Origin of the sequence: Cellulomonas sp. Root485, assembly GCF_001426705.1 — a bacterium.
Classification (GTDB): Bacteria; Actinomycetota; Actinomycetes; order Actinomycetales; family Cellulomonadaceae; genus Cellulomonas.
In genome coordinates this window covers 1,838,390-1,859,285 of the sequence record NZ_LMFC01000001.1, presented here as the reverse complement: position 1 = coordinate 1,859,285, position 20,896 = coordinate 1,838,390, and the positions used below count along the sequence as shown (strand labels likewise).

The following is a 20,896-nucleotide window of genomic DNA, read 5'->3' as shown; positions in this document are numbered from 1 at the left end:
CAGTTACATTCGGCGGATGGAGACCATCGCCGGTCCGGCTCGCGGCCGGGCCACCCCGCTGCCGCCCGACGAACGTCGCGCGGCGATCCTGCTCGCGGTCCGCCCGGTCCTGCTCGAGCGCGGCGCCGCCGTCACCTCCCGCGAGCTGGCCGAGGCCGCCGGTGTCGCGGAGGGCACGCTCTTCCGGGTGTTCACCGACAAGGTGACGCTCGTCCGGGAGGCGGTGCTCGCAGCCGTCGACCCCGCGGACTCGGTGCCCGAGCTCGCGGCCATCGACCGGGAGCTCCCGCTGCGCGAGCGCGTGGCCGCCGTCCTGGCGCAGGGCCTCGCGCGCGTCGGCGAGTCGATGCGCTGGATGGGGCTGCTGCACGAGATCAGCCGGCTCGAGCCCGGGCCGACCGCCGAGCACCGCGAGGCAGCCATGCGGATGTGGGGGACACGTCAGCAGGCCGGCACCGCGGCCGTGAACGCCACCATCACCTGGCTGCTGGAGCCCGACGCCGACCGGCTGCGGCTGCCCCTCGACGAGGTGATCGACCTCCTCACCACGGTGCTCATGGGCGCCACCATGCGGTCCGTCGACGCTCGGCGCCGCGGCCTCGAGACCTCGCCGCCCGATCCCGAGCGGCTGGCCGACCTCGTCCTGCACGGCGTCCTGAACGAAAGGAGCGGGCCGTGCTGATCACCCTGCTCAAGGAGCACCTCAAGCCCTATCAGGGCGCCGTCGTCGCCGTGATCGTGCTGCAGCTGGTGCAGACGATCGCGACGCTGTTCCTGCCCAGCCTGAACGCGCGGATCATCGACGACGGCGTGGCGAAGGGCGACACCGCGGAGATCATGCGGCTCGGCGGCATCATGCTCGGCGTCAGCCTCGTGCAGGTGCTCGCCGCCGTGGTGGCCGTCTACTTCGGCGCGAAGACGGCGATGGCGTTCGGGCGCGACGTGCGCAAGCGGCTGTTCGGGCACGTGCAGACGTTCTCCGCGCAGGAGGTCGCCACCTTCGGTGCGCCGACGCTGATCACGCGCACGACGAACGACGTGCAGCAGGTGCAGATGGTGGTGCTGCTGACGTTCACCATGATGATCATGGCGCCGATCCTGCTGGTCGGCGGCGTCATCATGGCGATGCGCGAGGACGTCGGGCTCTCCGCCGTGCTGCTGGTCTCCGTGCCGGTGCTCGCCATCGTCGTCGGCCTGATCGTGACGCGGATGATCCCGTACTTCCGGTCCATGCAGAAGCGGATCGACGCCATCAACCGGGTGCTGCGCGAGCAGATCGCCGGCGTGCGCGTGGTCCGCGCGTTCGTGCGCGAGCGCCGCGAGTCCGAGCGGTTCGCCGCCACCAACACCGACCTGTACGACACCTCGCTGCGGGTGGGCAAGCTCATGGCGCTGATGTTCCCCATGGTCATGCTCGTGCTGAACGCGACGACGGTGGCCGTGCTGTGGTTCGGTGCCCAGCGCATCGACGCGGGCGCCCTGATGATCGGTCAGCTCACCGCGTTCCTCTCCTACATCGCCTACATCCTCATGGCGGTCATGATGTCGACGATGATGTTCGTCATGGTCCCGAGGGCCGTCGTGTCCTCCGAGCGCATCGGTGAGGTGCTGGACACCCGGACCTCCGTCGTCCCGCCCGACCAGCCCGCCCAGCTGCGGACCGGAGCGGACTCGCGACCAGGCCTGCTGGAGCTGCGCGGGGTGGAGTTCCGCTACCCGGGCGCGGAGCGGGCGGTCCTGCACGGCGTCGACCTGGTGGCCGAGCCGGGGAGGACGACCGCGATCATCGGCTCGACGGGTGCGGGCAAGACGACCCTGCTCAACCTCGTCCCGCGGCTGTTCGACGTGACGGGCGGCGAGGTCCTCATCGACGGCGTCGACGTGCGACACCTCAGCCCGGACCAGCTGTGGGGCCAGATCGGGCTCGTCCCGCAGAAGCCCTACCTGTTCGCCGGCACCGTGCGGTCCAACCTCGAGTACGGGCGGACGGGTGCGACCGACGAGGAGCTCTGGCACGCGCTCGAGGTGGCCCAGGCACGGGACTTCGTCGAGGCGCTCGACGAGGGTCTGGACGCGCCGATCGCGCAGGGTGGCACCAACGTGTCCGGCGGCCAGCGCCAACGTCTGGCCATCGCGAGGGCGCTGGTCAGGCGGCCGAACATCTACCTCTTCGACGACTCGTTCTCGGCTCTCGACTACGCGACCGACTCGCGGCTGCGCGCGGCGCTGGCCCCGGAGACACGGGAGGCGACCGTGCTGGTCATCGCGCAACGCGTGGCCACCATCCGGCACGCCGACAGCATCGTCGTGATGGAGGACGGCCTGGTGGTCGGCGTCGGGACGCACGCCGAGCTGCTGGCGTCCTCGGAGACCTACCAGGAGATCGTGTACTCGCAGGTCAGCGTGGAGGAGGCAGCATGAGCACCGAGACCCGGCGGCTTCCTCCGGCGGCGGCCCGTCGTGGCCCCGGCCCGATGATGAACATGGGCATGCCCGGCGAGAAGTCGATGAACTTCCGCGGGTCCGCCAAGCGGTTCCTGCGCGAGATGCGTTCGGAGAGGGCGCCGATGGCCCTCATCGTCGTGCTCGCGATCGCGTCGGTCGTGCTCGCCGTGATCGGGCCGAAGCTCCTGGGCGACGCGACGAACATCATCTTCGACGGCGTCATCGGCACCCAGCTGGGCGAGGCGTTCCCGGCCGGCACCACCACGGACCAGGCCGTCACGGCGCTGCGGGCCGCCGGGCAGGACACGTTCGCGGACGTCGTCGCCGGCAGCGGTGCGGTCCCCGGGGTGGGGATCGACTTCGACCAGCTCTGGCAGCTGCTGATGATCGTGCTGGCGATCTACGTGGGGTCGTTCCTGTTCGGCTGGCTGCAGGGGCGGCTCACCGCCGTCGTCGTGCAGCGGACCGTCTACGCGATGCGGCAGGACGTCGAGGCGAAGCTGTCGCGGCTGCCGCTGAAGTACATCGACTCCCAGCCGCGCGGCGAGCTGCTCAGCCGCGTCACCAACGACATCGACAACGTCGCGCAGACCCTCCAGCAGACGCTCTCGCAGCTCATCACCTCCGTGCTCACGGTGGTCGGCGTGCTGGTGATGATGTTCGTCATCTCGCCGCTGCTCGCGGTGATCGCGCTGGTCACCGTCCCGCTGTCCATCGCCATCGCCGGGGCCATCGCCAAGCGCTCGCGGCCGCAGTTCATGGAGCAGTGGGCGTGGACCGGCAAGCTCAACGCCCACATCGAGGAGATGTACACCGGCCACTCGCTGGTGACCGTCTTCGGTCGTCAGGCCGAGGCGGCCGAGGTGTTCGCGGAGCGCAACGAGAAGCTCTACGACTCCAGCTTCCGGGCGCAGTTCATCTCCGGGATCATCCAGCCGGCGCTCGGCTTCGTCGCCAACCTCAACTACGTCATCGTCGCGGTCGTCGGTGGGCTGCGCGTGGCGTCCGGGACGATGACGCTGGGCGACGTGCAGGCGTTCATCCAGTACAGCCGGCAGTTCACGCAGCCGATCACGCAGATCGCGTCGATGGCCAACCTGCTGCAGTCCGGCGTCGCGTCGGTGGAGCGCGTGTTCGAGCTCCTCGACGCCGACGAGCAGTCGCCCGACCCGGTCGACGCGACCCCGCCGGTCCAGCCCACGCGCGGACGCGTGGCGTTCGAGCACGTGGCCTTCAGCTACTCGCCCGACAAGCCGCTGATCCAGGACCTGTCGCTCGTGGCGGAGCCGGGCCAGACGATCGCGATCGTCGGGCCCACGGGTGCCGGCAAGACGACGCTGGTGAACCTGCTCATGCGGTTCTACGAGGTCGACGGCGGCCGGATCACCCTCGACGGCATCGACACCCGCGACCTCACGCGGGACGCGCTGCGCTCCCAGATGGGGATGGTGCTGCAGGACACCTGGCTGTTCGGCGGCACGCTGGCGGAGAACATCGCCTACGGCGCGACCGGCGCGACGCAGGAGGAGATCGTCGCCGCCGCGGAGGCCACGCACGTCGACCGGTTCGTGCGCACCCTGCCCGACGGCTACGACACCGTGGTCGACGACGAGGGCGCCAACGTCTCGGCGGGGGAGAAGCAGCTGCTCACCATCGCCCGCGCGTTCCTGGCCGACCCGGCCATCCTCATCCTCGACGAGGCGACGTCGTCGGTGGACACCCGCACCGAGGTCCTGGTCCAGCACGCCATGAACGCGCTGCGCCACGGCCGGACGTCGTTCGTCATCGCCCACCGGCTGTCCACCATCCGTGACGCCGACACGATCCTGGTCATGGAGGACGGCGCGATCGTGGAGCAGGGGTCGCACGACGAGCTGCTCGCCGCGGGCGGCGCGTACGCGCGGCTGTACGCCAGCCAGTTCGCCGCGGCGGTCGCGCCGGTGGACTGACCCGGCAGATCGGCGCCGTACTGTCGGCCCATGTCCAGCCCCACGACCACCGGGTTCCCCCGCGACCGGATGACGGTCGCGTTCTACGGGAGCTTCGTGGTGTGGGGCTGGCTGCTGTACAGCTTCAACCCGAGCGTGCCGCTGCTCGCGGACGAGCTCGGCATCAGCGACGCGCAGGCCGGGCTGCACGGCACCGCCATGGCCGCCGGAGGCATCCTCGCGGCGTTCCTGACGCCGCGGATCGTGCGCAGTCACGGCCGGCGGAGCGCGATCCTGGTCGCCTGCGGGCTCATCGCCGTCGGGGCGTCCGGCCTGGTCATGGCCCCGTCGCTGGCGTGGAGCCTGCCCGCGATGGTGGTACTGGCGCTCGGGGGCAACATCGCGATCAGCGCCGCACAGGCCGGGGTCGCCCTGCGGCACGGGAGCAAGGCGTCGGCGGCGCTCACCGAGGGCAACGGGATCGGTTCGTCGGTCGGGCTCGTCGGGCCGCTGACCGTCGGCGTCTGCGTGGCCATCGGCTGGGGCTGGCGGCCGGCCGTGGCGGTGACCGTCGTGCTCGCCCTCGTCTCCGCGATCATCGTGTCGCGCATCCCGGTCGGCGGTGCGATGACGCCTCCGCACGTCCCCGACGCGACCGCCGCCCGCGTGGTCCCCGCGCGCACCACGGTGCCGGGCTGGTGCTTCCTCGCGACGATGGTCGCCGCCATCGCGATGGAGTTCGCCACGACCTACTGGGCGACCGGCCTCGTGCTCGAGCGCACCGGTGCAGGCCCCGGCATCGCGGCGGCGACGACCGCGGGCCTGGTGGCCGGGATGTCGGTGATCCGGTTCGTCGTCGGACCCCTGTCGCTGCGGGTCGCGCCGGTGATGCTGCTGGCCGTCGCGTTCGTCGTCGCCATCGGCGGCTGGGCGATCCTGTGGACCGCGACCACCCCGCCGGTCGCCATCGCCGGCCTCTTCGTCGCCGGGCTCGGGTACGGCGCGCAGTACCCGCTGTCGGTCGCGCTCCTGCTGGCCACGGCACCGGGCCGCGCGGACGCGACCCAGGCGCGCGCGACGCTCGCGGGCGGGCTGGCCATCGGCGTCGCACCGTTCGCGCTCGGCGCGCTGTCCGACGCCGTCGGGACGCACCGGGCGTTCCTCGTCGTCCCCGTCGTGGCTCTGCTCGGCGCGACGGCCGCGGTGCTCGGGGGACGGGCGGCGCGCCGGAGCGCGATCCCCGCCGTCGAGCTGGAGACCGGCGTGGCGGCCGACCGATAACGATATCGACCGTGGCAGGCTGGTCCGATGCCCACTCCGCAGCACCGACGCGCCGACGCCGTCGTCACGGTCCTCGATGCCCACGGACGTCCCCTCGCGGACACCGAGGTCGTCGTCGAACAGGAACGGCACGCGTTCCTGTTCGGCAACATCGGCTTCGACTTCGTCGCGCTCGCCAACGGCGAGGGCGCGGCCGCCGAGCCGCCCGCGTTCGGCGGGGCGCCGGTCGGGTCCGCCGCCGCGCTCGCCGACCTCTGGCTCGACGTGTTCAACGCCGCCACCCTCCCGTTCTACTGGGGCCGCTTCGAACCTGTGCGCGGCCGACCCGACACGGCCCGGCTGCTCACGGCAGCGCGTTGGTTCGCGGACCGCGGCGTCGCGGTCAAGGGTCACCCGCTCGCCTGGCACACCGTGGCCGCGCCCTGGTTGCTCGACCTGACCACCGACGAGATCGCGGACGTCCAGGACGCACGCATCCGTCGCGAGGTCGCCGACTTCGCCGGCGTGATCGACACCTGGGACGTGATCAACGAGGTCGTGATCATGCCGGTGTTCGACAAGGAGCCCAACGGACTGACCCGCCTGGCGTGGGACCGCGGGCGCATCCCGACCGTCCGGCTGGCGTTCGACGCCGCCCGCCAGACCAACCCGACGGCCACCCTGCTGCTCAACGACTTCGACATGTCGACCGCGTTCGAGTGCCTGATCGAGGGTGTCCTGGCGGCGGGCATCCAGGTCGACGCGATCGGGCTGCAGAGCCACATGCACCAGGGCTACTGGGGCGAGGAGAAGACGCTGGCCACCCTCGACCGGTTCGCGCGCTTCGGGCTGCCGCTGCACCTGACCGAGACGACCCTGCTGTCCGGCGAGCTCATGCCCGCGCACATCGAGGACCTCAACGACCACCAGGTCACGTCGTGGCCGTCCACCCCCGAGGGTGAGGCGCGGCAGGCCGACGAGATCGAGCGGCACTACCGGACCCTCGTCGGGCACCCGGCCGTGCAGGCGGCGACGTACTGGGGGATCTCCGACGACGGTGCATGGCTCGGCGCTCCCGCCGGGCTCGTCCGCGCCGACGGGACACCCAAGCCCGCATACGACGTGCTGCGCCGGCTGGTCAAGGACGAGTGGTGGCTGGCGCCGACGACCTCCCGCACCTCGTCGACGGGCCAGGTGCCCGTGAGCGGGTTCCTCGGGACCTACACCGTCGACGGGACACCGTTCGAGCTCGCGCACGACGGGGAGGTCGTCGTCCGGCTGGAAGGATGAGGCGGTGCCCGTCGCCTCCCCCCAGCCCGTCACCGACCCCGCCGACGAGCGGCTCGCCGACTACGTCTCGCTGACCGACGTCGCGTTGCGCTCCCGGCAGGAGCCCGCCAAGGGTCTCTACATCGCCGAGAGCTCGACCGTCCTGGGCCGTGCGCTCGCGGCCGGCCACCGACCGCGGTCCGTGCTGCTGTCGCCGCGCTGGCTCCCGGACCTCGAACGCCTGCTGGCCGGGCTGCCCGCCGACGACACGGTGGTCCCCGTGTACGTCGCCGAGGAGCCCGTGCTCGAGGCGATCACCGGTTTCCACGTGCACCGCGGGGCGCTCGCCGCGATGCACCGACCGGTGCTCGCGCCTGTGGCCGCCCTGCTCGCCGGCGCTCGCCGCGTCGCCGTGCTGGAGGACATCGTCGACCACACCAACGTCGGGGCCGCCTTCCGGTCCGCGGCCGCGCTCGGGGTCGACGCCGTGCTGGTGACCCCGCGGTGCGCCGACCCGCTCTACCGGCGGTCGGTCCGGGTGTCGATGGGGACCGTGTTCCAGGTGCCGTGGACCCGCATCGACCCGTGGCCCGACGGCATCTCCGTGCTGCGCGAGGCGGGCTTCGTCACCGCCGCGCTGGCCCTGTCCGACGACTCCATCACGCTCGACGAGCTCGTCGCCGACCCGCCCGAACGGCTCGCGCTGGTGCTCGGCGCCGAAGGGCACGGGCTCAAGCCGATGACCGTCGCGGAGTCCGACCTGGTGGTGCGCATCCCGATGGCCGGCGGGGTGGACTCGCTCAACGTGGCCGCGGCCGCGGCCGTCGCGTTCTGGGCCACGCGGCTCCCCGCGGTGTGAGGACGGCCGCCGCACGACCTCCGGTGGTTCGCGGCCATCGGCACCCCGCTCCGTGGCACCATCGGCTGCCATGCGACTGAGGCGACGCCGGGACGGCGACGACATGGAGCGGCTCCGGGCGGCGTACACGGTCGCGGACGATGCTGGAGACCGCGTCGAGGCAGAACGCCTCGCCTGGCTGATCGTCGCCGCGGACCCCGGAGCGCGGGGGTTCTGGTTCGACCTCGGCCTGTTCGCGAAGCGGCGCCGCGACTGGGTGGAGTCGGCGCGGCTGAACGCCCGAGCCCTGGACGGCGCCCCGCCCGACCGGGACGGCAACCCGGCCGCGTGGAACCTGGGGATCGCCGCGACGGCGCTCGGCGACTGGGCGTCCGCCCGCCGCGCGTGGGACCGGTACGGCGTGGACGTCCCCGAGGGCGACGGTCCCCTGACGATGCGGCTCGGCATGGTGCCGGTCCGACTGAACCCCACCGACACCGACCTGGGCGCGGAGCCGTTCGAGATCGACGGTGTCGTGCACGAGACCGAGGTCGTCTGGACCGAGCGGCTGTCACCGGGGCATGCGCGGATCGTCAACGTGCCGCTGCCGGAGTCCGGACACCGTTACGGCGACGTCGTGCTCATCGACGGGTCCCCGCTCGGCGAGAGGTTCAACGGCACGTCGTGGGTTCCTGTGTTCAACGAGCTCGCGCTGCTCGAACGTTCGCCCCTGCTCACCTGGACGGTGCAGGTGGAGGCGCACGAGCAGGCGGACGCGCAGGCGCTCTCCGCGCTCGCGGACGGCCGAGGTCTGGCGGCGGAGGACTGGACGTCGAGCTTCCAGATCCTGTGCAAGGCGTGCAGCGAGGGGCGTCCCGGCGCGCACGACCACGGACAGCCGGAGGGCTCGTGGCGGAGCGCCCGCAGGTTCGGTGTCGCCGGGCGCGAGGAGCACGTGCGTGCCCTTCTCGACGACTGGGCGTCGTCGGGGCCGGGTCGGCAGGTCGGTGAGCTCGGCGCGTTCGGCGACGGCCCAGGGAGCGAGTAGGGACCCCCGCCGGCGTCGCTCGACCCGGGACGACCCGTCCGCGGGCGTGACTCAGTCCTCCGTCGGTTCCTCGCGGGGCAGCGTGTAGCGCAGGAAGCCGAGGGTGCGCGACCAGGTCTCCTTGCGGGCGTGCGCGGTGAGCACCGGGTCGCCGCCGTTGCGGAACGTGACCCCGGGACCCGGGCTCAGGCTGGTCGAGACGCCGCCCGGCGGTCCCGCTATCAGGTGGCCGACGGAGTCGAGCACGACGTTCGCCCACGGGTACGCGTGATCGGCCAGGCGGTCGGCGGCGACCTGGTTGTAGCCGGGGGAGTCCCACATCTGGTCGTCACTGCCGGCCACCAGCAGGACGCCGCCGCGGATCCGCTCCACGGGGATGCTCACGAGGTCCAGGGCGGCCGGATCCGTCGGCAGGGCGGCGAACGCGTCGCGCAGGGCCACCGGTTCGTGGTTCTCGATGGCCCGCACCAGCTCGGGGGTGACCTCGTAGGGCAGGAACGGCAGCGGCTCGCCGTCGATGGTCCAGGCCGGTCCGGACGACTGCAGGATGGCGTCCAGCCGGCCCGCCTCGTAGTCGATCCCCGGGGTGACCACGCCGCTGCCGACGATGCTGACCACCGACCCGACCCGCTCGTCGCGGCTGCCCACCAGGAGTGCCGCCTCACCGCCACGGGACCCGCCGAGCAGCCCGATCGAGCCCGGCGCGAACCCCTGCGCCTCGAGCAGGTCGAGTGCTCGCGTGAAGTACTCGAGCGGGACGTCCACGAGGACGGACGGCACGCCGGGTGCGCCGAAGTACGCGAGGGCGAGCGCCGCGAAGCCCTCCTCGGCGAGCGCGACGGCGTCACGCTCGTGCATCCCGCCCTCGGAGCCGCCGATCACCACGACCGCGGAGTCGGCGCCCGATGCGGGCCGCACGAGAACCCCCGCGATCCCGTGCCTGTGGCAGACGGACCGGTCGCGGATGACGCGGTTCGTCGTCCGGCTCATGACGGGCACCTTAGCGACGGTCGCCCACGGCGGTGCCGGGTCGACCGGTCAGGAGAGCGCGAGCCCGTCGACCAGGGCGACGCCCGGGGCCCGGGCCAGGAGTGCTCCGGGCAGCGCGAGCTTCGAGCGGCGTACCCCGCTGCCGATGATGACGGTCGGCCCGGCGTCGGGGTCGTCGACCGCGACGCGGCCGTCCACCAGCACGCGGTAGCGGGTGGGCAGGCCGAGCGGGGTGATGCCGCCGTACTCCATCCCTGACTCCTCGACCGCGCGGTCCATGGGCAGGAACGACGCCTTGCGGACGTCGAGCAGCCGCTTGACCGTGGCGTTCACGTCGGCTCGGGTGGTGGCCCGCACCACGGCCGCGGCCACGCGCTCCTCACCCTCGCGGCGACCCGCGACGAGCACGCAGTTGGCGGACGCAGCGGGCGGCAGCCCGAACGCCTCGGTGAGTGCGGCCGTGTCCGCCAGGTCGGGGTCGATCTCCGTCACCAGGACGGCCTCCGCCACCGTGGGGTCCTGCGCGGCCCAGGCCTCGATCGCGGCGAGCGTGGGGACGGCGAGCAGGTCGGGACGGTCGAGGGCGCGCACCCAGGTCAGCGTGCCGAGCGTCACTGCTGGTAGGTCCCGACGAGGACCGCCCGGGCGAGCGTGTGGAACAGCACCGCGGTGTTCGCGGCGCCCGGCGTCGTGTCCGGCCCGAGGCCGAGGGAGGGCACGTCGAGGGCGTGCACGACGAAGAAGTACCGGTGCACCTGGTCGCCGGGCGGGGGAGCGGCGCCCACGTACCGGGCCTCGCCGTCGTCCCCGCGCAGTGCGAACGCCCCGGCGGGCAGCTCGGCGCCTGCGGGGAGCGAGGTGGTGGTCACCGGGACGTCGACCACCGTCCAGTGCCACCAGCCGGCGGGACCGGGGGCGTCCGGGTCGAAGCAGCTCACCAGGAACGACTTCGTGGCGTCGGGGAAGCCCTCCCACGACAGCTGGGGCGAGACGTTGCTGCCCGCGTCGGTGTTGGTGTGGACGTCCGGGAGGCGCTCGCCGGGCGTGAAGTCCTCGCTGGTCAGGGCGAAGCCGGGCACCGACGGGAGCAGGGAGTAGGGGTCGGGTGCGACGGGACGGGTGAGGTTCACGGCCATGGCGACATCATGGCGCGGGGATCAGGGGCGCGCGCGGGGTCGGCTCGGGAACGCGACGTCCCACGATCGCCTGCGCGGGCAGGACCCGGTCGAGACCCACGAGCGCGAGACCCAGGACGAAGAAGCCGACGCCGTAGATCAGCACGTTGAGCAGCAGGCCGCCGTAGCCCAGCTCGGAGACGTCGATGAACCCGTACGGGTAGTCGCTCCCCGGGCTCAGCAGCCCGCGGACCGTGGTGAACGCGCAGTACGCCACCGGGTAGAGCAGCCAGTACGCGGCGTTGCGGATGCGCAGGCTGCGGTGCGGGACCATCAGCGCGAAGTGCACGAACGCCATGATCGGGGTCAGGCGGTGCACGATCTGGTCCCGGGTCAGGCCGAGCGCGACGATCTCCTCGCCGGGAGGTGCCGGGTCCAGGATGAGGTACGAGACCAGCCCGGTGATGAGGATGAAGAGCGTCACCGCGCCGAAGAGCCACGGTGCGGGTTCCGTGCGTCGGGCGAGGACAGCGATGCCGCCCCAGAGCATCACGACAGCCAGCAGCAGGTTCGACTGGTTGGTGAAGTAGACGTAGTCCTCGAGGTCGAACGTCAGACCGGTGCTCGGTGCCCAGAACAGCGCGAGCAGGCCGATCCCGGCCAGTGCGAGGCGGTAGATCCCGACGACGACTCCCATGGCGTGCCTCTCTGCTGACGCCGGCCACGCTGCCGGGCGACGAGAACATAGCCGAGACCTGCGACGTCGCGGGCGCTGGCACGCCGACCGTCCCCCGACCGGGCGACGCCGGAGTGACAGTGAATTGACAGTGCGACGAGTGTCAGCGTGTACTGAGATACTTCGAACAGATGTTCGATGAGGTCTCCGGGAGCACCCTCTCATCGGCTGATCGGGAGGAGGATCGCATGGCCGTCGGCACCCTGTCGCGCGAGGACCGTGCCGTGCTCGCCCGGGCAGCTCTCGCCCGCGCGGAGCAGCGCACAGGGGCGCGCAGCGTGCTTCCGCCGGAGGGCCGTGAGGTCCCGCCGGAGGCGAGCGATGCGCCAGCGCTGGTGGTGCTGCCGCACCTGCCCGAGGTCCCCGCCGAGCAGCCGACCACCGGGATCATCACCAGCGAGCGCCCCCCGATGGCGGTCCCGCCGCCGCTGGCCCCGATCCTGCCCGAGGGGCTGCGTCGTGGTGGCACCACGGTGGTCACGGGGTCGACGTCGCTGGTGCTGGCCGTGCTCGCGCACGCGTGCGCCGGCGGGGCGTGGGCCGCCGTGGTCGGCCAGCCCACCATCGGCCTGCTCGCAGCGGCCCAGGCCGGCGTCTCTCTCGACAGGCTGGCCGTGGTCCCGCGCCCCGGTCTCGAGGCGCCGACCGTGGTGGCGGCGCTGCTCGACGGCGTCGACGTGGTGGTCGTCGGACCGGAGGCCGCGCTGACGGACACCGACCGCCGCAAGCTGTCCGCGCGCGCCCGGGACCGCGGGTCGGTGCTCCTGTCGACGGTCGACTGGCCCGGCGCCGGGGTGGTGCTCACGGTCGAGTCAGGCCGGTGGACGGGGATCGACGCGGGCGAGGGACGGCTGCGCACGCACGAGATCCGGCTGCTCCGCACCGGCCGCGGGAGCGCCGCCGTGCCTCGCACGCTGGACCTGACCCTGCCGATCGGCTCTGTGCCTGTGCCCGTACCTGCGCAGCCCGCCCAGGCCCCGGCGGCCGGTCTGAGGCTCGTCGGATGAGCACCCGCACGACCGTCCTGTGGGTCCCGGACTGGCCGGTGGTGGCCGCCGCGACGTCCGAGGAGGTGCCGCCGCACGTGCCCACCGCGGTGCACGACGGCCGGCAGCTCACCGCGGTGTCCGCCCTCGCGCGGGCGGAAGGTGTGCGCCGGGGGATGCGACGTCGTCAGGCTCAGGGGGTCTGCCCGGAGCTGGTGCTGCTGCCCGCCGACGACGCCCGGGACGTGCGGCTGTTCGAGCCGGTCGCCGCGGCGGCCGAGACGGTGGTGGCGGGCATCGAGGTGGTCCGCGCCGGGATGCTGCTGCTGCCCGCGGGCGGCGCCAGCCGGTACCACGGCTCCGAGGACGCCCTGGCGGAGAAGCTCATCGACGCGGTCGCGGCCGGCTCGGGCCACGAGTGCGCGGTCGGCACCGCGGACGGGCTGCTGGCCGCGGTGCTGGCCGCCCGGACCGGTGCGGTGGTACCCGCGGGGGCGTCGGCCGCGTACCTGGCGCCGCGCGCGATGAGCGAGCTGGTGCACGCGGCGGTCACCGACGAGGCCGCGTCCGCGGTGGCCCAGCTGGTCGACCTGCTGCACCGCCTGGGACTGCGGCAGCTCGGCCACCTCGCCGCACTGCCTCCCACGGACGTGCACGCCCGCTTCGGACGGCTCGGCGCCTGGGCGCAGCTGCTCGCGCGCGGGGACGACGAGCGCCCGCCGGCCCGACGTCGACCGGAGGCGGACCTCGAGGTGGCCACCGACCTCGACCCCCCGCTCGACCGGGTCGACTCGGCGACGTTCGCCGGCCGCCGGCTGGCCGAGGAGCTGCACGCGCTGCTCGTCGCGCACTCGGTGACCTGCGGCCGGCTGCAGATCTCCGCACGCACCGACGAGGGCACCGACCTGGTGCGGACCTGGCGCACCGACCTCGGCGGCTGGGGCGGGCTGACCCCGGCGCGGATCACCGACCGGATCCGCTGGCAGCTGGAGGGGTGGCTGGCCGCCGGCGCGGTCGAGACCGCCCGGGCACGCGCGGCCGACGACCCCGCCGCCCGCGCGCGCTCGCGGGCGGCTCGCGACGCGGTCGCGTCGGGCCGGGACCCCTGGGCGCACGACGACCTGCCGACCGACCCCTGGCCCGACGCGGACTCCCGGGCGGTCACCCTGGTCCACCTCGCGGTCACCGCCCTCGACGTCGCCTCCGCCGGGGCGGAGCAGGGGCGCCTGTGGGGCGGGCCGTCGGGCGGTGACCTGCGGGCACACCGGGCGCTGGACCGGGTGCAGGGGATCGTCGGTGGGTCGGGGCTCCTCGTCGCCACCCTGCAGGGCGGTCGCGACGTGCGTGACCAGGTGCACCTGCAACCGTGGGGTGAGCAGACCGAGCCGGCACGGCCCGTGGACCGGCCCTGGCCGGGTCGGCTGCCCGACCCCGCACCCGCGACGGTGCTGGACCCGCCCGAGCGGGTCGACGTGCGGGACGCGTCGGGGACGCCCGTGGTCCTCGACGTGCGCAGCGGGATGCGCGGGGAGCCCGCGTGGGTGCGATGGCTGCCGCGCGGGTCGGACGACGCACCCCGCGCCGTCGCCGGGTGGGCCGGGCCGTGGCTGCTCAGCGAGCGCTGGTGGGTGGCGGCCGACGACCGCCCCGGCCTGCGTGCGCACCTGCAGGTGACGTTCGACGACGGCCGTGCGGTGCTCCTGGCGTGCGCGGCGGGCGGCTGGACGTGCGAGGCGACGTATGACTGAGCGATCCGCGCACTTCCCCCCGCGGTACGCCGAGCTGCACGCGCACTCCGCCTTCAGCTTCCTCGACGGCGCCAGCCAGCCCGAGGAGCTCGCCGCGGAGGCGTCCCGGCTGGGGCTGCGTGCGCTCGCGCTCACCGACCACGACGGGCTCTACGGCGTGGTGCGGTTCGCGCAGGCGGCCAAGGCGGTCGGGCTGCCGACCGTGTTCGGGGCGGAGCTGCACCTGCCCGCACCGGACGGCCGCCGACACCACCGGGAGAAGGCGCGCGTCAGCCCGGGGCCGCCCGTGCTGGACCTGCCGACGGGTGTCCCGGACCCGCGGGCGTCGCACCTGCTCGTGCTCGCCCGCGGGCCGGACGGCTACCGGGCACTGTCACGCGCGATCGCGGAGGCACACCTGCGCACGGGCCAGAAGGGCGCCGCGGACTACCGGCTGGAGGAGCTGGCGGCGACCGCGGCGGGGCAGTGGCTGGTGCTCACCGGCTGCCGCAAGGGATCCGTGCGACGGGCGCTCGCGGGCGGGGACCCGTCCGGGGTCGCGGGCGTGAGCGCGAACGGGATCGAGGCGGCACGGACCGAGCTCGACCGGCTCGTCGCACTGTTCGGCCGCGACAACGTGGCCGTCGAGGTCACCGCGGCGGGCGACCCCTACGACACCGACCGCGCCGACGCCCTCGCGCACCTCGCGGCCGACGCCGGGCTCCCGCTCGTCGCCACCGGCAACGTGCACTACGCCACCCCGCGCGACGCCGACCTGGCCGCCGCGCTCGCGGCCGTCCGGGCCCGGTCGTCGCTGGAGGACCTGGACGGCTGGCTGCCCGGCGGGCCGATGGCACACCTGCGGTCGGCCACCGAGATGCTCGCGCTGCACCGCCGGCACCCCTCGGCCGTGGTGACCGCGGCGGACCTGGCCGACGAGTGCGCGTTCGACCTGTCCCTCGTCGCACCCCGGCTCCCGCCCTACCCGGTGCCGTCCGGGCACACGGAGGCCACGTGGCTGCGCGAGCTGGTCCGGCAGGGGGCGCTCGCGCTGTACGGGCCGCCGGAGTCGGAGAAGGTGCCCGGCGCGTACGCGCAGCTGGCGCACGAGCTCGACGTCATCGAGGACCTCGGGTTCCCGGGGTACTTCCTGGTGGTCTACGACCTGGTCGACTTCTGCCGGCGCAACGGGATCATGGCGCAGGGCCGCGGCTCGGCCGCCAACTCCGCCGTCTGCTACGCCTTGCGGGTCACCGCCGTGGACGCGGTGCGGCACGGTCTGCTGTTCGAGCGGTTCCTGGCGCCCGAGCGCGACGGGCCGCCGGACATCGACGTGGACATCGAGTCGGCACGCCGCGAGGAGGTCATCCAGTACGTCTACGAGAAGCACGGCCGGACGCACGCCGCGCAGGTGGCCAACGTCATCTCCTACCGGCCGCGGTCGGCGGTCCGGGACGCCGCCCGGGCGCTCGGGTACGACGCGGGGCAGCAGGACGCGTGGGCGCAGTCGATCGAGCGGTGGGGGAGCCTGCGGCCGAACACCCCGCCACCACCGCCCGAGAAGCCGTCCTCCGGTCGTCGCCCGCGGCCGCACGTCGGGCACACCGACCCGGCACCCGCCACCGCGAGGGACGAGCGTCGCCACCACCAGGCGTCCATGTGGGGCAACACCTGGGAGCCGCCGTCGGTGCTGCGTGCCCCGAAGGGCGTCGACACACCCGGCCTGGTGACCGCGGACGGTCACGACGTCGTCCCGACGGTCCTGCCGCCGTCGGCCAGCGACCTCGACGAGATCCCCGAGCACGTCATCGACCTGGCGGACCGGTTCCTGCGCCTGCCGCGGCACCTCGGCATCCACTCGGGCGGGATGGTCATGTGCGACCGGCCGGTCATCGAGGTGTGCCCGGTGGAGTGGGCGCGGATGCCGGGTCGCACCGTGCTCCAGTGGGACAAGGAGGACTGCGCGGACGCGGGGCTGGTCAAGTTCGACCTGCTGGGCCTGGGCATGCTCACCGCGCTGCGGATCGGTTTCGGGTTCGTGCACGAGCACGAGGGCGAGGAGCTGGACCTGCACGGGCTGCCCGCCGAGGACGTGCAGGTGTACGACCTGCTCAGCGCCGCGGACACCGTCGGGGTTTTCCAGGTGGAGTCGCGTGCGCAGATGGGCACCCTGCCGCGCCTGCAGCCGCGGACGTTCTACGACATCGTCATCGAGGTCGCGCTCATCCGTCCCGGTCCCATCCAGGGCGGTTCGGTGCACCCGTACATCGAGCGCGCGCACGGCCGCCAGCCCGTCACGTACCTGCACCCGCTGCTGGAGAAGTCGCTGGCCAAGACCAAGGGCGTGCCCCTGTTCCAGGAGCAGCTCATGCAGATGGCCATCGACGTCGCCGACTTCACGCCGGCGGAGGCCGACCAGCTGCGCCGGGCGATGGGTTCGAAGCGGTCGACCGAGCGGATGGAGGCGATGCGCGGGCGGCTGATGTCCGGCATGGCGGGGCACGGGATCGACGAGAGCACCGGGCAGGAGATCTTCGACAAGCTCAGGGCGTTCGCCGACTTCGGCTTCCCCGAGTCGCACGCGTACTCGTTCGCGTTCCTGGTCTACGCCAGCGCGTGGCTGAAGGTGTACCACCCGGCCGCGTTCTACGCGGGGCTGCTCGCGGCGCAGCCGATGGGCTTCTACTCTCCGCAGAGCCTGGCCGCGGACGCCCGCCGGCACGGCCTGGAGGTGCTGCGCCCGGACGTGCAGGCGTCCGACGTGCAGGCGTGCGTGGAGCGCCTGGGACCGGCACCGGCGGGCGGTGAGCCGCAGCTGGTGCCGACGCCGAGCGGCACCGGTCCGGCCGTCCCCGCCGGGGTGCGCACGGGGGACGGGAAGCGTTCCCTCGCCGTCCGGCTGGGGCTCTCGTCGGTCCGGTCCGTGGGGGAGGACGTCGCGCAGCGGGTGGTCGACGAGCGGCGCGCGCACGGCCCGTTCACCGACCTGCGGCAGCTGGTGCGGCGGGTGCAGCTGTCGACGACGCAGCTCGAGGCGCTCGCGACCGCCGGGGCTCTCGACAGCCTGGGCGTGACGCGGCGGGAGGCGCTGTGGGCTGCCGGCGCGCTCGCGCAGGAAGGGCCGGACACGCTGCCCGGGGTGTCCGTCGGGGTCACCGCACCCATGCTCCCCGGCCTGGACGACGTCGAGGTCGCGACCGCGGACGTGTGGGCCACCGGTGTCTCGGTCGACTCCTACCCGACACAGTTCGTCCGCGACGGGCTCGACGCCGCCGGTGTCCTGCGGGTCGAGCAGGCGTTCCGGCACGAGATCGGTCGGCGCGTTGCCGTCGCCGGGGTCGTCACGCACCGGCAGCGGCCCGGCACCGCGGGGGGGACCACGTTCCTGTCCCTGGAGGACGAGACCGGGCTCCTCAACGTCATCTGCTCGGCAGGGCTGTGGCAGAAGTTCCGCAAGGTCGCCCGCACGTCCCGCGCCCTGGTGGTGCGCGGTCGGCTGGAGCGGGCGGACGGTGCGACCAACCTGGTCGCGGAGCACCTGACGCCGATGTCGCTGAAGGTCAGGTCGGCGTCGCGGGACTTCCGGTGAGGCTCAGGGCTGCTTGACGACCTGGTCGTCGTCGATCTCCTCGACGTCCTCGACCGGTTCGACGTCGTCGTCGGCCTCGTCCTCCTCCATCGGCGGGTCCATCGTGCGCAGCCGGGAGAAGACCGCCCAGCACACCGCCACCAGCGGCACGGAGATCACGGCGCCGAGGATGCCCGCGGTCAGCGTTCCGGCGGTGACGGCCAACGCGATGACGACCGGGTGGATGGACACCTGCTTGCCCATCACGATCGGCTGCAGGATGTGTCCCTCGAACTGCCCGATCAGCGCGATGCCGATACCCACGATCGCCGCCGACAGCAGGCCGTTCGCGGCGAGCGCCACGATCATGGCGATGACCATCGCGAGCGGCGCACCGATCAGCGGGATGAACGCACCGATGAACACCAGCACGGCGAGCGGGGCGGACAGCGGGACGCGCAGGACGCTCAGCAGGATGAACGCCAGCATCCCGTCCGTGACGGCGATGATCACCGTGCCGCGCGTGTACCCGGAGAACGTGTACCACCCGGCGCCGCCCGCCGTCTTCCAGCTGTCGCGCACGCGCGACGGGAGCTGGTTGAGGAACCAGGTCCACATCTCTCGTCCGCGGGCGAGGAAGAACACCGTGCAGAAGATCGCCAGCGCCAGGGCGGTGAACACCTCGACCACCGAACCTGCTCCCGCAGCGGCCTGACCGGCAAGGTCGCCCGCGTGGTCCTGCACCCACTTCTGACCGTTGCTGATCCACTCGGCGATCTGCTCGTTGGTGATGCTGAACGGCAGCGAGCCGTCCGTCAGGAAGTCGGTGATCTGGCCGATGCCGTCGCTGAACTGCTCGGTGAGGTCCGCCCACTGGTTGGCGATCGAGTAGCCGACGTAGGTCAGCAGGCCGAGGAAGAAGACGATGCCCCCGAGGAGGGCGAACGCGGTGGCCAGCCCGCGCGGGACCCAACGCGCCAGGAACTCGACCGCGGGACGCAGGACGGCGGTGAACACGAACGCGAGAAACACGGCCACGAACAGCAGCTGCACGCGCGACGTGGCGTAGAAGATCAGGCCGACCATCGCGATGACGACGAGCAACCGCCACGACACACCGGCCGCGCCGCGCAACCAGCGGGGTGCGGTGTGCTCCGTGCCGTAGACGCTCGGGTTGCGCCGGGCACCTGCGACCTTCCGCGCCGTCGGGCTGGCCGGGGACCGGCCCGTCGAGCTGCTCGCGTCGGTCATCGGGCTCCCTGCATCACGGCTGACGGCATCCTGGACACGGTGCCTGCGGCCAGTCTGCCCCGAGCGGCCGATGCATGCTCGCCCGCCGCGCCGTGCTATCTTTTCTGCCGCACCTGAGGGCGCCTCCGGGTGCCCTGCGGTCCACCTGTCCGGGTGGCGGAATGGCAGACGCGCTAGCTTGAGGTGCTAGTGCCCGAAAGGGCGTGGGGGTTCAAGTCCCCCTCCGGACACTCGTTGAGACAGCGACGACTGGCCCCTGATCTGCGGATACGCGATCGGGGGTTTTGTCGTTCCCGGTGGTTAGCGGTCCGGGCGCCCCGGGTCGAGCGGCGGTGTGTCGCGTTCGCCGGCACGCCGTGGCTGACGCGGCCACGGTGGGGTGATGGGTGACCTCGGCGACATCGACCAGCACCTGGGTCGAGACGAGCCCGCACCATCGGTCGTGGTGCTCACGGTGCCTCACCCACGCGATCAAGCAGGGCTGCATCGGTCGAGAGCACCGGGTGATAACCCCCGACGTGTGGATGCCCCCAGAAGCCTCGCCGAGACGGGAGGGGCGGCTCCCGACCAGCAGGAACGCAGGCGGAGCCCATCGTGGCGGGCTCGTGCGGCCACGCCACCGGACGGCTCCGCGGCGATCGGCGACCAGGTGAACATCGGCAGCGTCCGTTGTGCCCGGAATGTCCCCGGCCCGACCATCGAGTGACGTCGGCGACGTCCGACGGCGCACCCGGTGCCGTCCGTCCCGCCGACGACAGGGGGCACCACATGAGGACCGGCCTGAAGGCTGCCATGACGGCTGGACTGAGCGGGGGGCTGCTCGGTGTCACGCTCGTCGCTGCACCGGCGCACGCCGCGGCGGGTGACCCTGGGCTGGTGAGCCTCGGTGTCGACGAGTGCGCGCAGGACATCAACGGCCTCGAGGTGGTGGTCACCGACACGCACGTCTACCGGCAGGGGCGGCTTCTTCCGCTCCCCGGCGGCCTCGACTCGGCGGTGCGGATCAACGATCGCGGCGACATCGCCGGGACGGACGACGGCGTCGCGGCGCTGTGGCGGGAACGCCAGCTCGTGCGGATCGGTGTGGCCGACCCGTCGGACACCTACTCGTACGTGACCGGCCTGAACGAGCGCGGCGACGTCGTCGGGACGTCCGGCACGTTCGGCGGGCAGTCACACGCCTTCGTCTGGACCGGGGGCGCGATGCGGGTCCTGCCGGGGCTCGGTGGGGACACGGGTGCCTCGGACATCAACGACCGCGGCCAGGTCTCGGGGTACGCGTGGGACGGCAGCGGGGCGCAGCGCGCGGTCGTGTGGGCACCAGACGGCACGCTCACCGAGCTCGGCACCCTGGGCGGCCACAGCCTGGCGACAGCGCTCAACAACCGTGGGGACGTCGTCGGGTACAGCTACACGGCCACCGCGGGAGGTTCGATGCGCGCCGTGCGCTGGCCGCAGGGTGCGGCACCCGTGCCGGTCGAGGCGCCGGGCTCGGTCCTGGGGATCGCGTCCGACATCAACGAGCGAGGCCGGGTGGTCGGGAACCTGGCCATCGCGACCGGGCCACAGCAGGGGTTCGTCCACGATGCCACCGGTCCTGTGCGACCGGTGGCGCCACTCGTCCCGGGCGAGACGACCGTGCTCACTGCGGTCAACGACTACGGGACGGCCGTCGGCTGTGAGTTCTCGGGCGAGGCGTCGACCGCGGTCCTGCGGTACGGGCCCCGCTAGGTCG

The 20,896-nt window shown here is 73.1% G+C and carries 16 protein-coding genes and 1 tRNA gene; 12 read left to right on the top strand and 5 right to left on the bottom strand.

The features are described 5' to 3' along the window. The first annotated feature begins 16 nt into the window (after positions 1-16). The 7 genes from ASD16_RS08505 to ASD16_RS08475 all read left to right on the top strand — a co-directional run bounded on the left by ASD16_RS08505 (position 17) and on the right by ASD16_RS08475 (position 8,788). On the top strand, positions 17-682 hold the full coding sequence (locus ASD16_RS08505; RefSeq protein ID WP_055915371.1) for a TetR/AcrR family transcriptional regulator: 666 nt from the start codon (positions 17-19) through the stop codon (positions 680-682). Then, complete coding sequence (locus ASD16_RS08500) at positions 676-2,421, top strand: ABC transporter ATP-binding protein (protein ID WP_055915368.1); 1,746 nt, start codon at positions 676-678, stop codon at positions 2,419-2,421. The genes ASD16_RS08505 and ASD16_RS08500 overlap by 7 nt, the downstream gene beginning before the upstream one ends. After that, on the top strand, positions 2,418-4,394 hold the full coding sequence (locus ASD16_RS08495; protein WP_055915364.1) for an ABC transporter ATP-binding protein: 1,977 nt from the start codon (positions 2,418-2,420) through the stop codon (positions 4,392-4,394). Before ASD16_RS08500 ends, ASD16_RS08495 begins: the two co-directional genes overlap by 4 nt. A gap of 30 nt (positions 4,395-4,424) precedes the next feature. Then, positions 4,425-5,654 carry a sugar MFS transporter gene (locus ASD16_RS08490; protein WP_055915361.1) on the top strand — a complete coding sequence of 410 codons (1,230 nt, stop codon included), beginning with the start codon at positions 4,425-4,427 and terminating at the stop codon, positions 5,652-5,654. 27 nt (positions 5,655-5,681) lie between these two features. Next, positions 5,682-6,923 (top strand): endo-1,4-beta-xylanase, encoded by a 1,242-nt coding sequence (locus ASD16_RS08485; RefSeq protein WP_055915357.1) that lies wholly within the window; start codon positions 5,682-5,684, stop codon positions 6,921-6,923. A 4-nt stretch (positions 6,924-6,927) separates the two neighbouring features. Then, positions 6,928-7,761, top strand: a complete 834-nt coding sequence (locus tag ASD16_RS08480; protein WP_055915352.1) for an RNA methyltransferase — start codon at positions 6,928-6,930, stop codon at positions 7,759-7,761. Positions 7,762-7,831: 70 nt separating this feature from the next. Further along, positions 7,832-8,788 (top strand): type IV pilus biogenesis/stability protein PilW, encoded by a 957-nt coding sequence (locus ASD16_RS08475; RefSeq protein ID WP_055915928.1) that lies wholly within the window; start codon positions 7,832-7,834, stop codon positions 8,786-8,788. Between the two features lie 51 nt (positions 8,789-8,839). On the opposite strand, the gene ASD16_RS08470 is transcribed toward ASD16_RS08475, so the two are convergent. Genes ASD16_RS08470 through ASD16_RS08455 form a run of 4 tightly spaced genes read right to left on the bottom strand, consistent with a single transcriptional unit; the run spans position 8,840 to position 11,590 of the window. Then, a complete protein-coding gene (locus ASD16_RS08470) occupies positions 8,840-9,778 on the bottom strand; it encodes an acyl-CoA thioester hydrolase/BAAT C-terminal domain-containing protein (RefSeq protein WP_055915347.1) in 939 nt (312 codons plus the stop codon). 48 nt (positions 9,779-9,826) lie between these two features. Beyond that, positions 9,827-10,393 (bottom strand): YbaK/EbsC family protein, encoded by a 567-nt coding sequence (locus ASD16_RS08465; RefSeq protein ID WP_055915344.1) that lies wholly within the window; start codon positions 10,391-10,393, stop codon positions 9,827-9,829. Beyond that, the gene (locus tag ASD16_RS08460) at positions 10,390-10,914 is read right to left on the bottom strand and encodes a YbhB/YbcL family Raf kinase inhibitor-like protein (protein ID WP_055915341.1); all 525 of its coding nucleotides are present in this window, start codon (positions 10,912-10,914) and stop codon (positions 10,390-10,392) included. Before ASD16_RS08460 ends, ASD16_RS08465 begins: the two co-directional genes overlap by 4 nt. Before the next feature lie 7 nt (positions 10,915-10,921). Next, positions 10,922-11,590: a Pr6Pr family membrane protein gene (locus ASD16_RS08455; protein WP_055915338.1), complete on the bottom strand. Its 669-nt coding sequence runs from the start codon at positions 11,588-11,590 to the stop codon at positions 10,922-10,924. A gap of 227 nt (positions 11,591-11,817) precedes the next feature. On the opposite strand from ASD16_RS08455, the gene ASD16_RS08450 reads away from it, so the two are divergent. The 3 genes from ASD16_RS08450 to ASD16_RS08440 are packed head-to-tail and all read left to right on the top strand — an operon-like array spanning position 11,818 to position 17,931. Then, positions 11,818-12,636, top strand: a complete 819-nt coding sequence (locus ASD16_RS08450; protein WP_055915335.1) for a hypothetical protein — start codon at positions 11,818-11,820, stop codon at positions 12,634-12,636. Next, complete coding sequence (locus ASD16_RS08445; protein WP_055915333.1) at positions 12,633-14,363, top strand: DNA polymerase Y family protein; 1,731 nt, start codon at positions 12,633-12,635, stop codon at positions 14,361-14,363. The genes ASD16_RS08450 and ASD16_RS08445 overlap by 4 nt, the downstream gene beginning before the upstream one ends. Continuing rightward, a complete protein-coding gene (locus ASD16_RS08440; protein WP_055915331.1) occupies positions 14,356-17,931 on the top strand; it encodes an error-prone DNA polymerase in 3,576 nt (1,191 codons plus the stop codon). The genes ASD16_RS08445 and ASD16_RS08440 overlap by 8 nt, the downstream gene beginning before the upstream one ends. Before the next feature lie 3 nt (positions 17,932-17,934). Here ASD16_RS08440 and ASD16_RS08435 read toward each other — a convergent pair whose 3' ends face one another. Next, positions 17,935-19,161, bottom strand: a complete 1,227-nt coding sequence (locus ASD16_RS08435) for an AI-2E family transporter (protein ID WP_055915329.1) — start codon at positions 19,159-19,161, stop codon at positions 17,935-17,937. A gap of 147 nt (positions 19,162-19,308) precedes the next feature. Between ASD16_RS08435 and ASD16_RS08430 the strand changes: the two genes are divergently transcribed. Both ASD16_RS08430 and ASD16_RS08425 read left to right on the top strand, forming a co-directional pair. Next, positions 19,309-19,391, top strand: a tRNA-Leu gene (locus tag ASD16_RS08430). A 538-nt stretch (positions 19,392-19,929) separates the two neighbouring features. Then, positions 19,930-20,892 (top strand): hypothetical protein, encoded by a 963-nt coding sequence (locus ASD16_RS08425; RefSeq protein WP_157453824.1) that lies wholly within the window; start codon positions 19,930-19,932, stop codon positions 20,890-20,892. The last annotated feature ends 4 nt before the right edge of the window (positions 20,893-20,896 follow it).

What these genes read in the sequence shown, in the direction of transcription:
- ASD16_RS08460 (WP_055915341.1), bottom strand. Translation starts at nt 10,914, where the DNA reads ATGGCCGTGAACCTCACCCGTCCCGTCGCACCCGACCCCTACTCCCTG.
- ASD16_RS08495 (WP_055915364.1), top strand. Translation starts at nt 2,418, where the DNA reads ATGAGCACCGAGACCCGGCGGCTTCCTCCGGCGGCGGCCCGTCGTGGC.
- ASD16_RS08450 (WP_055915335.1), top strand. Translation starts at nt 11,818, where the DNA reads ATGGCCGTCGGCACCCTGTCGCGCGAGGACCGTGCCGTGCTCGCCCGG.
- ASD16_RS08445 (WP_055915333.1), top strand. Translation starts at nt 12,633, where the DNA reads ATGAGCACCCGCACGACCGTCCTGTGGGTCCCGGACTGGCCGGTGGTG.
- ASD16_RS08505 (WP_055915371.1), top strand. Translation starts at nt 17, where the DNA reads ATGGAGACCATCGCCGGTCCGGCTCGCGGCCGGGCCACCCCGCTGCCG.
- ASD16_RS08490 (WP_055915361.1), top strand. Translation starts at nt 4,425, where the DNA reads ATGTCCAGCCCCACGACCACCGGGTTCCCCCGCGACCGGATGACGGTC.
- ASD16_RS08425 (WP_157453824.1), top strand. Translation starts at nt 19,930, where the DNA reads ATGAGGACCGGCCTGAAGGCTGCCATGACGGCTGGACTGAGCGGGGGG.
- ASD16_RS08475 (WP_055915928.1), top strand. Translation starts at nt 7,832, where the DNA reads ATGCGACTGAGGCGACGCCGGGACGGCGACGACATGGAGCGGCTCCGG.
- ASD16_RS08485 (WP_055915357.1), top strand. Translation starts at nt 5,682, where the DNA reads ATGCCCACTCCGCAGCACCGACGCGCCGACGCCGTCGTCACGGTCCTC.
- ASD16_RS08440 (WP_055915331.1), top strand. Translation starts at nt 14,356, where the DNA reads ATGACTGAGCGATCCGCGCACTTCCCCCCGCGGTACGCCGAGCTGCAC.
- ASD16_RS08470 (WP_055915347.1), bottom strand. Translation starts at nt 9,778, where the DNA reads ATGAGCCGGACGACGAACCGCGTCATCCGCGACCGGTCCGTCTGCCAC.
- ASD16_RS08455 (WP_055915338.1), bottom strand. Translation starts at nt 11,590, where the DNA reads ATGGGAGTCGTCGTCGGGATCTACCGCCTCGCACTGGCCGGGATCGGC.
- ASD16_RS08435 (WP_055915329.1), bottom strand. Translation starts at nt 19,161, where the DNA reads ATGACCGACGCGAGCAGCTCGACGGGCCGGTCCCCGGCCAGCCCGACG.